General features: G+C 69.5%; 12 protein-coding genes. 2 read left to right on the top strand and 10 right to left on the bottom strand.

Annotation, left to right across the window (positions count from 1 at the left end; genetic code table 11):
• Window positions 1-837, bottom strand: a complete 837-nt coding sequence (locus tag BJ963_RS16765) for an SDR family oxidoreductase (protein ID WP_179457619.1) — start codon at window positions 835-837, stop codon at window positions 1-3.
• An 85-nt stretch (window positions 838-922) separates the two neighbouring features.
• Between BJ963_RS16765 and BJ963_RS16770 the strand changes: the two genes are divergently transcribed.
• Window positions 923-1,609 carry a TetR/AcrR family transcriptional regulator gene (locus tag BJ963_RS16770; protein ID WP_179457620.1) on the top strand — a complete coding sequence of 229 codons (687 nt, stop codon included), beginning with the start codon at window positions 923-925 and terminating at the stop codon, window positions 1,607-1,609.
• A gap of 3 nt (window positions 1,610-1,612) precedes the next feature.
• On the opposite strand, the gene BJ963_RS16775 is transcribed toward BJ963_RS16770, so the two are convergent.
• The gene (locus tag BJ963_RS16775; protein WP_179457621.1) at window positions 1,613-2,524 is read right to left on the bottom strand and encodes an oxidoreductase; all 912 of its coding nucleotides are present in this window, start codon (window positions 2,522-2,524) and stop codon (window positions 1,613-1,615) included.
• A gap of 46 nt (window positions 2,525-2,570) precedes the next feature.
• On the bottom strand, window positions 2,571-3,728 hold the full coding sequence (locus BJ963_RS16780) for an epoxide hydrolase family protein (protein ID WP_179457622.1): 1,158 nt from the start codon (window positions 3,726-3,728) through the stop codon (window positions 2,571-2,573).
• A 127-nt stretch (window positions 3,729-3,855) separates the two neighbouring features.
• Between BJ963_RS16780 and BJ963_RS16785 the strand changes: the two genes are divergently transcribed.
• Entirely contained in the window at window positions 3,856-4,413 is a 558-nt protein-coding gene (locus tag BJ963_RS16785) for a TetR/AcrR family transcriptional regulator C-terminal ligand-binding domain-containing protein (protein WP_179457623.1), read from the top strand.
• 58 nt (window positions 4,414-4,471) lie between these two features.
• On the opposite strand, the gene BJ963_RS16790 is transcribed toward BJ963_RS16785, so the two are convergent.
• From BJ963_RS16790 to BJ963_RS16820, 7 genes are read right to left on the bottom strand one after another with little or no spacing between them, the layout of a single operon-like run.
• Window positions 4,472-5,677: a glycine C-acetyltransferase gene (locus tag BJ963_RS16790; RefSeq protein WP_343037310.1), complete on the bottom strand. Its 1,206-nt coding sequence runs from the start codon at window positions 5,675-5,677 to the stop codon at window positions 4,472-4,474.
• Complete coding sequence (gene tdh, locus BJ963_RS16795; protein WP_179457624.1) at window positions 5,674-6,720, bottom strand: L-threonine 3-dehydrogenase; 1,047 nt, start codon at window positions 6,718-6,720, stop codon at window positions 5,674-5,676. The genes BJ963_RS16790 and tdh overlap by 4 nt, the downstream gene beginning before the upstream one ends.
• A complete protein-coding gene (locus tag BJ963_RS16800; protein WP_179457625.1) occupies window positions 6,717-7,778 on the bottom strand; it encodes a Gfo/Idh/MocA family protein in 1,062 nt (353 codons plus the stop codon). Before BJ963_RS16800 ends, tdh begins: the two co-directional genes overlap by 4 nt.
• A complete protein-coding gene (locus BJ963_RS16805) occupies window positions 7,775-8,815 on the bottom strand; it encodes a Gfo/Idh/MocA family protein (protein ID WP_179457626.1) in 1,041 nt (346 codons plus the stop codon). The genes BJ963_RS16800 and BJ963_RS16805 overlap by 4 nt, the downstream gene beginning before the upstream one ends.
• Window positions 8,816-8,838: 23 nt before the next feature.
• On the bottom strand, window positions 8,839-9,732 hold the full coding sequence (locus BJ963_RS16810; RefSeq protein WP_179457627.1) for a carbohydrate ABC transporter permease: 894 nt from the start codon (window positions 9,730-9,732) through the stop codon (window positions 8,839-8,841).
• Complete coding sequence (locus BJ963_RS16815) at window positions 9,722-10,687, bottom strand: carbohydrate ABC transporter permease (protein WP_179457628.1); 966 nt, start codon at window positions 10,685-10,687, stop codon at window positions 9,722-9,724. The genes BJ963_RS16810 and BJ963_RS16815 overlap by 11 nt, the downstream gene beginning before the upstream one ends.
• A 13-nt stretch (window positions 10,688-10,700) precedes the next feature.
• On the bottom strand, window positions 10,701-11,999 hold the full coding sequence (locus BJ963_RS16820) for an ABC transporter substrate-binding protein (protein ID WP_179457629.1): 1,299 nt from the start codon (window positions 11,997-11,999) through the stop codon (window positions 10,701-10,703).
• Between the last annotated feature and the right edge of the window lie 2 nt (window positions 12,000-12,001).

The following is a 12,001-nucleotide window of genomic DNA, read 5'->3' on the forward strand; positions in this document are numbered from 1 at the left end:
TCAGCGGAACAGGTCGGCGTTGTCGGTGACCCAGGTGCGGAACGTGCGGGACGGTCGCCCGGTGATCCGGGTGTACTCGTCCGACACCTCCGGGGTGGCGCCGACGGCTTCCCGCCAGTCCGTGATGATCTGACGAACCCAGACCTCCGGCACGAACTGCGACAGCATCGCGGCCGATTCCGCTTCGGTCTGTTCGATGACGGACACCAGACGACCGATCACGGAGCCGATCGTCGCCACCTGCTCGCGGAGGGTGAGTCGCTCCGGGCCGGTGAGGACGGGCTTCGCGTTCAGCAGCGCGTCCCCGGTCAGTGCGACCACCGCCACGTCGGCGATGTCGGCCTCGTGGATGGGCACCTGCACAGCATCCGGATACGGCAGCGGCACGGCGCTCCGCCCCTTCACACTCCAGCTCCAGCGGGCGGCATTGCTGGCAAAGCCGCCGGGGCGCAGGAAGGTGTGGTCGAGTCCCGACGCTTCGACGGCTCGCTCGATGCGCAGGAACCGGGATCCGTTGAAGTCCGACTCGGCGCCGGGGTACGTCACGGAGGCGGAGGAGAGCAGCACGACGTGCTTCACTCCGGAGCGGACCAGCCGGGCGATCAGCGGGTCCGGGTCGTCGAGGTCCGCGTACAGGAACACCCGGTCCACACCCTCCGCGGCGGGCGCGAAGGAGGCCGGATCGTTCAGGTCGGCGCGCAGCACGTCGACCTCGTCCGGAAGGCTGAGCTTCCGCGGGTCGCGACTCGTCGCGCGCACGCGCTCTCCGCGTTCCAGCAAGCCGGCGACGACCAGACCGCCCACGGCGCCACTGGCACCCACCACCAACACCGACATGAGTCCTCATTCCTTCGTGACGAACACTGTTCGCGAACAATGTTCGTCAAGAACGCGGGCCGTGTCAAGTCCGTATAGTGGGACCATGCCGCTGCCCGCTGAGCCCGTCTCCCGCCGGGACCGCCCCGCCAAGCCGCCGCTCTCGCGGCGTTCGATCCTCGACGCGGCGCTGGCGCTGATCCGGGAGCGCGGGGTGGATTCCGTGACGCTCCGCGATGTCGCCGCGGCGGTGAACACCGGTCCGGCCTCGCTCTACGCCTACTTCGGCGGCCGCGACCTGCTGCTGGAGCACGCGCTCGACGACGTCTACGGCACCGTCGAGCTCGCCCAGTCCGTCGACGGGGACTGGCGGGCGGCCCTGGCGGCCACGATCGTGAACACGATCGACGCGCTGGAGTCCTACCCCGGGATCGGCGCCGTCGCGCTCGGCACCATCCCGACCCTCCCGGGTGCGATGCGGCTGGCCGAGCACGAGCTCGCGCTCATGAAGGCCGGCGGCATCGCCGATGCGGATGCGGCGCTCGCCGTCGACCTGATCGCCCAGTTCGCCGCGGCCACGGCCGTCGAGCGAACCGTGCGCCACCAGGGCACAGAGGGTTCGGGCGCCCGGGAGCAGGACGCCCTCTCCGCCTACGCGACCGCCGACCCCGGACGGTTCCCCACCGTCCGCCGGCTCGCCCCCGCGCTCACCGGCGCCGACGAGCGCCGCCGCCGCGACTTCGCGATCGACGTGATCCTCTCCGGCCTCAGCGCGCAGCGCCGCATGGTCTGATTGTCAGTCGGAGCCGTCGCCGGCCGCGGCGAGCAGCGGCACGATCACGTCGCTGATCGGGGTCGGGATGCCGTGACGCCGGCCGAGACGCTGCACGACCCCGTTGCGCGTGTCCCACTCCAAGGGGCGGCCGGCCTCACGGTCGGCGAGGATGGATGTCCCCATATCGACGGGGAACGCCTGCAGGCGCGTGAGGATCTCGAGCGGGGCGCCGTCGTCCAGCTCCGCGCCGTCGGCCCGGGCGATGGAAAGGCACTCCTGCAGATAGCTGAGCGCGAGCGAGGCGATGTCTTCTCGCCGGTACATCCCGGCACGCCGCCCGGTCAGGACCATGAGCCCCGCGACCGCATTCTGGAGCAGCTTGCGCCACGCGACGGACGTGAAGTCACGGGAGGTCTCGACTCCGCACCATGTCTCGCGCAGGGCCTGGACGACGGTCGTCGCCGCCGGAGAGTCGGGCAGAGTGAGGCGCGCCTCGCCGCGCAGTAGCACCGTGCCGTCGGGCTGCGTCTCGGCGGGGAACCACACCACGGCGGGGACGACGCGGCTCTCGTGGATGCGACCCGCGAGAGACGCCTGCTGCTCGATGCCGTTCTGCAGGACGCAGACGACGGTGTGCGGGCCGGCCACGACATCCAGCCACGACGCTGCCGCCGCGAGCTGGGTGGTCTTCGTGGCCAGGAAGACGAGGTCGGCGGGTTGTCCGACCTGCGATACGTCGGTGATGACCGGTCCGGGCACCACGATGTCCTGACTCTCGCGGTGCAGAGTCAGCTGCTCGCGAGCGGTGCGTCCGTAGAGTCGCGGCGTCGTGCCCGCCTCGTGCAGCGCCGCCGCGATCGTCGTCCCGATCGCGCCGGGGCCGATGACGGCGACCGACCCGGTGAATGACGATGGCCCGTCGACTGCCTGCATGCAGCCCACTCTACGATCCGGTCATCCGGACCGTTCCCGGCCCCGGTCAGCGGAGCCGCGCGAACGTCGCACGGATGTCGGCGACGAGGGTGCCGGGCTGCTCGAGCGCGAAGAAGTGGCCGCCGGCGGTCGGCTCGTTGAAGAAGACGATGTTCGAGTATCGGCGCTCCAGCTGGCGGAGCGACTTCCGGACCGCCTCCTTCGGGGGCATCGTGAAGCCGACGGGGATGCTGATCGGGTCGTCGATCCGGGCCGGCGACGACCAGCCCGACTGTTCCATCTCCCAGTACATCCGGGCGGCCGATGCGCCCGAGTTCGGCATCCAGTACAGCATGATGTCGTCGAGCATCTCGTCGAGGGTGAACGAGCCTTCGGCGTCGCCGGGTGTCCCGCAGGTGTCCTGGAACATCGCGTAGATCCATGCGGCTTGCCCCACCGGCGAGTCGGCGAGCGAGTACCCGATGGTCTGAGGTCGGGTGGACTGCTCTTTGGCGTAGCCGGAGAGGGTGTCCCAGAAGTACTTCGCGTCACGCAGGGCCGCTCGTTCCTCCGGCGTCGCATCCTCGATCTCGTCCGGGGTGGGCGGGAACATCGCGAAGTTCAGGTGCGTGCCGATGAGTCCGGTCGGCTTCCGCTTTCCGATCTCGTCGCTGACGGCGCAGCCGAGATCTCCGCCCTGCGCCCCCCAGCGTTCGTAGCCGAGCCGGTCCATCAGGGTGATCCAGGCCTTCGCGATCCGGGGCGGGGCCCAGCCGGTGCCGGCGGGCTTCTGCGAGAACCCGAACCCGGGCAGGACGGGGATCACGAGGTGGAACGCCTGTGCCGGGTCCAGCCCGTGCGCGGCCGGATCGGTGAGCGGGCCGATGACCTTCCGGAACTCGAGAACGGACCCCGGCCAGCCGTGGGTCATGATCAGCGGCGTCGCGTCCGGCTCGCTCGAGCGGATGTGGAAGAAGTCGATGTCGAGGCCGTCGATCGTGGTGCGGTGCATGCCCCAGCCGTTGAGCTCCGCCTCGACGCGCCGCCAGTCGTATCCGTCGCGCCAGTAGTCGACGAGCGCGGAGAGCTTCTCGGGAGTGGGGCCCTGCGACGTGTCGGAAACCGTGCGGCCGTCCGGCCAGCGCACCAGGGTCAACCGCGTGCGCAGGTCGTCCAGCTGCTCTTGGGGAACCGCGATCGTGATGCGCTCGATGGTCTCGGACATGGGAGGGCCTCCATTGCGTCGGTTGTGTACGATACGGTATCGTACACATATGGAGTCGATCGCCCCCGGTGAAGATGTTCGTACTGCCGAGACGGGGGCCTCGGTGCCTCGCGGGGAAGCGCGCACGGTGGCGATCCTCGACGCCGCCCTCGAACTCGTCGGCGAGCTCGGCTACGAGCGGGTCACGATGGACGGCATCGCTGCTCGCGCACACGCATCGAAGACGACCATGTACCGGCGCTGGCCCACCAAAGCGGAACTCGTCGCCGACGCCCTTCGCCGGCACGCGCAGGGCGACGCTCCGGCGGTTCCCGACAGCGGAACCCTGCACGGTGACCTCCTGGCCACCGTCGCAGAGATCGCCGAGACGCTGACCGGTGACCGCGGGCCCTCTCTGATCGGGCTGATCGAGGCCGTCAGGGACGACGCGACCCTGCGCGAGCACGTCGCATCGCAGGTGCGCGAACGGAGCCATCAGGTCGGCCGAGAGATCTGCGGCCGGGCGGCGACGCGAGGCGAACCCGTTCACACGGACAGAGCGGAGGCCGTGCTCGACCTCGCTTTCGCGCGCCTCTTCACCGCGACGCTGTTCGACGGCGGGCGGCCGAGCCTCGAGGAGCAGCGCACACTCGTCGACACGATCCTTCTCCCGCTGCTCACCACGGCACCGGGGCGCGCGGCCTGACGGAGAGCGGTGGGGTGGGCGCATCCATCCGCTGCCCCGACCCTGTGAGGCGCACCGGTCAGGCCAGGTCCGCCCGGCTGGCGACGAAGGCCTCGACGCACCGGTCGATGTCCTCGTCGCTGTGTGCGGCCGACAATTGCACGCGGATCCGTGCCTGGCCGAGCGGAACCACCGGATAGCTGAACGCCGTGACGTACACCCCCCGCGCGAGCATCCGGTCGGCCATCGCGACCGCGAGGTTCGCGTCGCCGAACATCACCGGCACGATCGGGTGCGCTCCGGGCAGCAGGTCGAACCCGGCCTCCGTCATCGCGGAGCGGAACCTCGCCGCGTTCTCGCGCAGCCGGTCGCGGCGGTCGCCCGCGGCGCCCGCGATGGCGAGCGCCTCGCGCGCCGCGGCCGCGACCGCCGGCGGGATCGTGTTCGAGAAGAGATACGGCCGGGCACGCTGGCGCAGCATCGCGACGATGGCCGCACGCCCGCTCACGTAGCCTCCGGAGGCGCCGCCGAGAGCCTTTCCGAAGGTGCCCGTGAAGATGTCGACGCGGTCATCCACCTCCGCCAGGGCGGGAGTGCCGCGACCGCCGGGTCCGACGGCGCCGACGGCGTGCGAGTCGTCGACCATCACGAGTGCACCGAACTCGTCGGCCAGGTCGCAGATCTCCCGCAGCGGCGCGACCGCGCCGTCCATGGAGAACACGCCGTCGGTCACGATGACCCTCCGGCGGGCCGTGCTCGTCTGCTCCAGCTGCGCGCGCAAGTCGGCCATGTCTCCGTTGCGGTACCGGAAGCGCGCCGCCTTCGACAGCCGGATTCCATCGATGATGGAGGCGTGGTTGAGCGCGTCGGAGACGATGGCGTCCTCCGGACCGAACAGCGCCTCGAAGACGCCGCCGTTCGCGTCGAAGCACGAGGAGAAGAGGATGGTGTCCTCTGTCCCGAGGAACGCCGACACCGCCCGCTCGAGATCGACGTGGAGATCCTGCGTGCCGCAGATGAACCGCACGCTGGCCAGCCCGAATCCGCGGTGCTCCATCGCCCGGGTGGCGGCGGCGATGAGACGACTGTCGTCGGCGAGGCCGAGGTAGTCGTTCGAGCAGAAGTTCAGAGTCGGGACGACCGCTCCGCCGACCGCGCCGGCGAGGATGTGCGCGGACTGCGGGGAGTGGATGACGCGCTCGCGACGGAACGTGCCCTGGGCGCGCATGGCCTCCAGCTCTGCTTCGAGCGCTTCGCGAACCGTCGCGTATGCGGCCCCGCTCACAGCGTCGTCCAGTCCAGGATGACCTTGCCGCTGCGTCCTGCCGCAGCGATGTCGAAGCCGCGTCGCCACTCCGACGCCGGCAGCTCATCGGTGATGACCCCCTCGATCGCATCGTGGAGGGTCGGGCTGGTCTGGAGCATCGCGCTCATCGTGTTCCAGGTCTCGAACATCTGACGGCCGTAGATGCCGGAGATGGTCAGCATCCGCCCCACGACCGTCGCCCAGTCGACCTCGATCGGGTGGGCGGGGAGGCCGAGCATCGCGATGCTCGCCCCGTGGTTCATGTTCGCGATCATCTCCGGCAGGGCGGACGGGCTGCCGGAGATCTCCAGCCCGATGTCGAAGCCTTCGCGCATCCCCAACTCACGCTGGACATCCGCAATGCGCTCCGACGACACGTCGACGACGCGGTCCGCGCCCACCCGCTCCGCCATGTCGAGACGGGGACGGCTCACATCGGTGACCACGATGTGGCGCGCGCCCGCGTGCCGGGCCACAGCCGTCGCCATGATGCCGATGGGGCCGGCGCCGGTGATCAGCACGTCCTCGCCGATCACCGGGAAGCGGAGGGCCGTGTGCACGGCGTTTCCGAACGGGTCGAAGATGGCGCCGAGCGCGGGGGAGACGGGCGCGTGATGCACCCACACGTTCTCATCCGGGATCACGACGTACTCGGCGAAGGCGCCGTCCCGCTGGACGCCGACGCTCTGCGTGCGGATGCACAAGTGCCGGCGGCCGGCCCGGCAGTTGCGGCAGGTGCCGCAGACGACGTGGCCTTCGGCAGACACCTGGTCGCCGACCGAGACATCGCGCACGGCGCTCCCGACCGCGACGACCACCCCCGAGAACTCGTGGCCCGGCACGAGCGGAGCTCTCACCGTGCTCTGTGCCCACGCATCCCAGCGCAGGATGTGCAGGTCGGTTCCGCAGATGCCGGTGCGCTGCACGCGGATCTTCACGTCACGGTCCCCCATCAGCTCCGGCTCGGCGTGGTCGACGAGCGCGAGCCCGCTTCCATCGCCCGTGGTCACGAGCGCCTTCATCGCGCAGCCTCGGCGACCGGTGTGACGGCAACGGGACGGCCCTCGCGCGCGGAGCGGCGGGCGGCGTCGACGATCTGAAGGGTGCGGATGCCGACGCGGCCGTCGGGCTGGGGGACGGCGGAGCCCTCGCCCCCGAGGACGTCGCGCACGGCGCCGAGGAAACGATCCAGCATCAGCGCATCGGTGTCGGTGGCGTACCCCATCCAGAGGGCGCCGTCCTGCCGGTAGCCGGCGACGCGTTCGGCGAACGGGTCGATGCGCATCGAGCCGAGCGTCCCGGAGACCTCGAGCGACACCCCGCCCCAGTTCGGGGCGCCGCTGGGCTGGCTCCACGAGCAGTCGATCGTGGCGATGAGGCCGTTCTCGTATGTGATCGTCGCGAGGCCGCCGGTCTCTGCGGCGACCCCGCGCTCGGCGTGGAGCAGACGGTTGGAGACCGCATAGACGGTCCGCGCGGGCAGCCCGTCGGTGAGGGCGTCGATCAGGTCGGCGCAGTGCACGACATGATCGACCAGCGATCCGCCTCCTGCGAGCTCGGGGTCGGTGAACCAGGCGCGCGAGTCGGGGATCTTGCCGTTGTTGGTGCCGACGATCGCGAACGGCTCGCCGAGGACTCCGGCGTCGAGGCGAGCACGGAGCGCGTCGAACTGCGGGGCGAATCGCACGGGATACGCCACCATCAGGAGGACGCCGGCCGCCTCGCACGCGGCGACCATCGCCTCCGCGTCGTCCAGCGTGGTCGCGAGCGGCTTCTCGCACAGAACGTGCACGCCTGCCGCTGCCGCCCGCTCGACCACGGAGCGGTGCCGGGCGTTCTCGGTGGTGACGACGATCGCGTCGGGTCCCCAGGCGAAGAGTTCGTCGTAGGTGTCGACGTAGTCGACGCCGAGCCCTGCGGCCAATTCGATGCCGCGCGGCGCGTCGTCCGGCGCCGACGCGCCGTCCGGGTCGCTCGCCAGCACCTCGACGCCCGGGCGGCGCAGCAGCTCGGCCGCGTAGCCGGCGGCGTGGACGTGCGCGAACGATGCGATCGCGATCTTCAGCGGTGCGGGGGTCATGCCGCGACCTCCTCGGTGTGCTCGGGGGCGAAGTCGGCCATGCGCACGACCTCGCCGGTCTCCAGTGACTGCAATGCGGCCTCGGCGAGGGAGACGGCGATGGCGCCGTCTTCGGCCGTCACTCGCGGCTCGGGGCCCCCGGCGAACGCAGCGGCGAACTCGCGGATCTCTGCGAGGTACGGGCTCTCGCGCAGGGCGACGTCCGGGATGGTGAGGCCGGTTGCCGTAGCCCCCGGGAGTTCAGCGGTCAGCCCGGTGTTCTCCAGCGAGGAGTAGGAGATGGTCCCCTCGGTCCCTGCGATCGAGAAGCCGGTCTTGAAGCGGGTCCCCACCGCCGCCCAGGTTGCGTGCAGGTGGGAGATCGCCCCACCGCTGTGGGTGAGGGTGACATGCGCCGACACGAACGACGGGATGACCCCGTCGACCGTCGGCGGGTTCTGCACGGCATAGACGGTCTCGACCTCACCGGCGTTCCAGCGCGCCTGGTCGAGGTCGTGCAGCATGAGGTCCATGATCGGGCCGCCGGAGGCCGCCTGGTCTTGGAACCACGTGCCGATCGCGGGGCTCGACGCCTCCCGGAAGTACCGGGCGACTGCCACCCGGCCGAGCGAGCCGGACTCGATCGCGCGGTGAGCGGTCTCGTAGGGCGCGGTGAAGCGCACGACATGGGCAGGGTAGATCTGCACGCCTGCGGCCCGCGCCGTCGCGGCGAGTTCGCGCGACGAAGCGGCGGTGAGCGTCAGAGGCTTCTCGCAGATGATGTCGAGGCCCCTCTCGATGGCGGCGAGCGCGATCTCGGCGTGGGTGGAGGTCGGCGTCACGATGTCGACGATGCTGGCCCGCGCGAGGGCGTCCTCCAGCGACGGGGCGACCTCGAGCCCGAAGCGCTCGGCGAGCTGCTCGGCGCCGGCGTGCGCGAACACGAGGACGTGCGCCCCGAGCGCCTTCCAGGCCGGTGCGTGCACCTGCGAGATGCCGCCCGCGCCGATCAGCGCCACGGTCAGGGGTGGGGTGGATACGAGATCCTGTCGGTGCATTGACGGTGCTTTCTGTGCGGGGCCTATTTGAGACCGGCGAACGCGATTCCTTCGACCACGCGGCGCTGAAGGATGATGAACGAGACGAGCACGGGGGCCATCGCGAGCAGGGCGGCGGCCATCAGCACGCCGGTGTGGATGCTCGACCGGTAGCCCTGCAGCGTGGCGAGGCCGACCGAGAGCGGCATGTTCTCCGGCGAGCTCGCGATCACGAGCGGCCACAGCAGGTCGTTCCAGCTCGACAGGATGGTGATGATCGCCAGCGACACGATGCCGGGCTTGGCGAGCGGCAGCATCACGCGCCAGAAGATCTGCCAGCTGTTGCAGCCATCCAGACGGGCCGCCTGTTCGAGTTCCAGCGGCATCGACCGGAAGAACTGCATCATGAGGAACGTGCCGAAGGCGCTGAACAGGCCGGGCAGCGCGATGCCGACGATCGTGTCCAGCAGCCCGAAGCCCTGGATGATCTGGTACTGCGGGATCAGGTAGACCTGGCCCGGCACCATCAGGATCGACAGGATCAGACCGAGCAGGACTCCCTTGAGCGGAAAGCGCATCCGGGCGAAGGCGTAGCCCGCCATCGAGCAGAGGACGATCTGGGCGCCTGTGCGCAGCAGGGTGACCGCGACGGACACCCAGAACTGGTTGAGCAGCGGGAGCCGCTGGAACACCTCCACGAAGTTCTGCCACTCGAAGCTGGTGGGCCAGAAGGTCGGGGGCACGGCCATGATGTCGGCCTCGCTCGAGACCGAGAGCTTGATCTGCCACAGGAACGGGAACAGCATCGCCAGGGACGCGATGATCAGCACGATGTGCGCGCCCCAGTTGCGCTCACCGGTCGAGGCGGCGCGCCCCGCGGAGCGGCGGCCGGAGCGGGGCCGGACCGAGCCGGGCGCGACGAGCGATTCAGTCGACATAGTGGACCCATCTGCGCTGGAGGCGGAACTGCAGGAACGTGCAGACCGCGATGATGACGAGGACGAACATGGCGATCGCCGAGGCATAGCCCTTGTCGTTGGTCAGGAACGCCGCGTTGTAGAACATGAACACGAGCGACTGCGTCTTCGGGATGACGGGGTTCGTCGGCCCGAGGAGGGCGTAGATCAGGTCGAACAGCTGGAATCCGCTGATCAGGGTCATCACCGAGAGGAAGAAGATCGACGGCGTCAACAGCGGGGTGGTGATCGACACGAACTGGCGCCAGCGTCCGGCTCCGTCGAGCGATGTCGCCTCGTACAGCTCCGTGGGGATGGCCTTGAGGCCCGCCGACAGGATGATCATGTTGAAGCCGATCGACATCCACAGCCCCATGATCGACACGGCGATGAGGGCGAACCATTCGGTCGAGACCCACGCGGGCCCTTCGATGCCGACCACCCGCAGGGCCGAGTTGAGGACCCCGTAGTCCTGGTTGTAGATGATGCGCCACACCATCGAGATGGCGGTCGGCATCGCGACGTAGGGCAGGAAGAAGCACGTGCGGTAAACCATCGCGAACTTCAGGCCCGGGCGGTTGAGCAGCGCGGCGAAGATCACCGCGAGCGGGATGCCGAGCAGCAGGATGGCGGTGTAGATGACGGTGTTCAGGATCGAGCGGAGCACGCCCGGGTCGCTGAACAGGCGGATGTAGTTGTCCAGCCCGATCCAGGTGGTGCCGCCGAACGCGCCCCACTGCGTGAAGCTGTAGTAGGCGGACTGCGCCAGCGGCCACAGGTAGAACAGCGCGACGCCGGCGAACAGCGGGAGGATGAACAGGACGGGCCAGTATCCGTCCGCCGACGGGGACCGGCGCCGGGGGCGCACGGACGGCCCGGCCTGGGCGACGGGGGCGGGCGCCGTGGCGACGCCCGCCCCTTCCCTCGAGAGGGTCATGGCGATCCGGTCCTCAACCCTTGGCCAGCGCAGCGTTCATCTGCGTGGCGAGGTCGGCCGCGACGTCCTTCACCGGCTTCTCGCCCGAGAAGGCCTGCGGGAGGAGGTTGGCCTCCAGCGTGTTCCAGGCACTCGTGTTCTTCGAGACCGGGTAGGCGACCGAGTACTTCGCCGCAGCATCCTCGAAGATCTGCAGGTCGTAGTCGGGGGCCGACTCGACGAAGGCCTGCTGCGTGCCGGTGTACGCCGGGTTCGCCGTGCCCATCGTGGCCTGGATCTCCGCCGCCTTCTTGCCGCCGAGGTAGGCGAAGAACGCCTGGGCCGCCGGCTTGCCGGCCGAGGTTGCCGCGAGGACGTTGCCGATGCCGTGGATGACGGTCTTGCGCTCTCCCGAGGGCGCGAGCGGCAGTTCGACGGTGCGAACGGACTTCGCGACCACCGAGCTGAGCAGGCCTGAGACCTGCCAGTTGCCGGACCAGACCATGCCGGCCTTGCCGTCGAGGAACTTCTGGAGTCCCGACGTGTCGGCGTTCTGCTCGGGGGTGAGCATCGAGCCGTCGGCGACGAGGCTGCGCCAGAACTCGAGCGCCTGCACCGTCTTGGGGTCGTCGTAGCCGCTCTTGCCGTCGGCGCCGATCACGGTCCCGCCGTTGCTGAAGATCGACGGATACACCATGGCCTGCGTGTCGTAGTTGTCGCCGGAGCCGATGATGCCCTCGGCGCCGAGCTTGTCGGTGATCTCCTTGGCGATCCGCCGGTAGTCGTCCCAGGTCCAGCTCGACGTGGGCGCGGGCACGCCGGCCTTCTCGAGGATGTCCTTGTTATAGAAGACGGCGATGGTGTCGAAGTCCTTCGGGATGCCGTACTGCTCCCCGTCGAGGGTGTAGATGTCGTTCATCGCCTTGGGGTAGTGCGAGGCGTCGACCACGCCGGCCTTCTCGAACGGCGCGAGCTTCGCGAGCAGGCCGTTCGATGCGTACAGCTGGAAGTGGGGTCCGTTCATCCAGAAGACGTCCGGCAGGGTCTTGCTGGAACCCTGAGTCTGCAGCTTCGTGAAGTACTGGCCGTATGCGGTGAGCTGGAGCTTGACCTTCACCTTGGGGTAGGTCTTGTTGAAGTCCTTGATGAGGGCTTCCATGGCCGGCTGCTGGTTGACATCCCAGATGGCGTAGGACACATCGCCGGTGACGTCGGCCGGCTTCGTCGAGGTGTCGATCGCATCGGATCCGCCGTTCGATCCGGCGCCCGAGCAGGCGGTGAGCAAGAGTGTGGCTGCGGCGACGATGCCGAGGCCGGCGCGGAATTTCCGCATGG

It is taken from the genome of Leifsonia soli, assembly GCF_013408745.1.
Lineage (GTDB): Bacteria > Actinomycetota > Actinomycetes > Actinomycetales > Microbacteriaceae > Leifsonia > Leifsonia soli.

Coding starts and splice junctions, on each gene's coding strand:
- BJ963_RS16765 (WP_179457619.1), bottom strand. CDS start 837: ATGTCGGTGTTGGTGGTGGGTGCCAGTGGCGCCGTGGGCGGTCTGGTC.
- BJ963_RS16770 (WP_179457620.1), top strand. CDS start 923: ATGCCGCTGCCCGCTGAGCCCGTCTCCCGCCGGGACCGCCCCGCCAAG.
- BJ963_RS16775 (WP_179457621.1), bottom strand. CDS start 2,524: ATGCAGGCAGTCGACGGGCCATCGTCATTCACCGGGTCGGTCGCCGTC.
- BJ963_RS16780 (WP_179457622.1), bottom strand. CDS start 3,728: ATGTCCGAGACCATCGAGCGCATCACGATCGCGGTTCCCCAAGAGCAG.
- tdh (WP_179457624.1), bottom strand. CDS start 6,720: ATGAAGGCGCTCGTGACCACGGGCGATGGAAGCGGGCTCGCGCTCGTC.
- BJ963_RS16800 (WP_179457625.1), bottom strand. CDS start 7,778: ATGACCCCCGCACCGCTGAAGATCGCGATCGCATCGTTCGCGCACGTC.
- BJ963_RS16805 (WP_179457626.1), bottom strand. CDS start 8,815: ATGCACCGACAGGATCTCGTATCCACCCCACCCCTGACCGTGGCGCTG.
- BJ963_RS16810 (WP_179457627.1), bottom strand. CDS start 9,732: ATGTCGACTGAATCGCTCGTCGCGCCCGGCTCGGTCCGGCCCCGCTCC.
- BJ963_RS16815 (WP_179457628.1), bottom strand. CDS start 10,687: ATGACCCTCTCGAGGGAAGGGGCGGGCGTCGCCACGGCGCCCGCCCCC.
- BJ963_RS16820 (WP_179457629.1), bottom strand. CDS start 11,999: ATGCGGAAATTCCGCGCCGGCCTCGGCATCGTCGCCGCAGCCACACTC.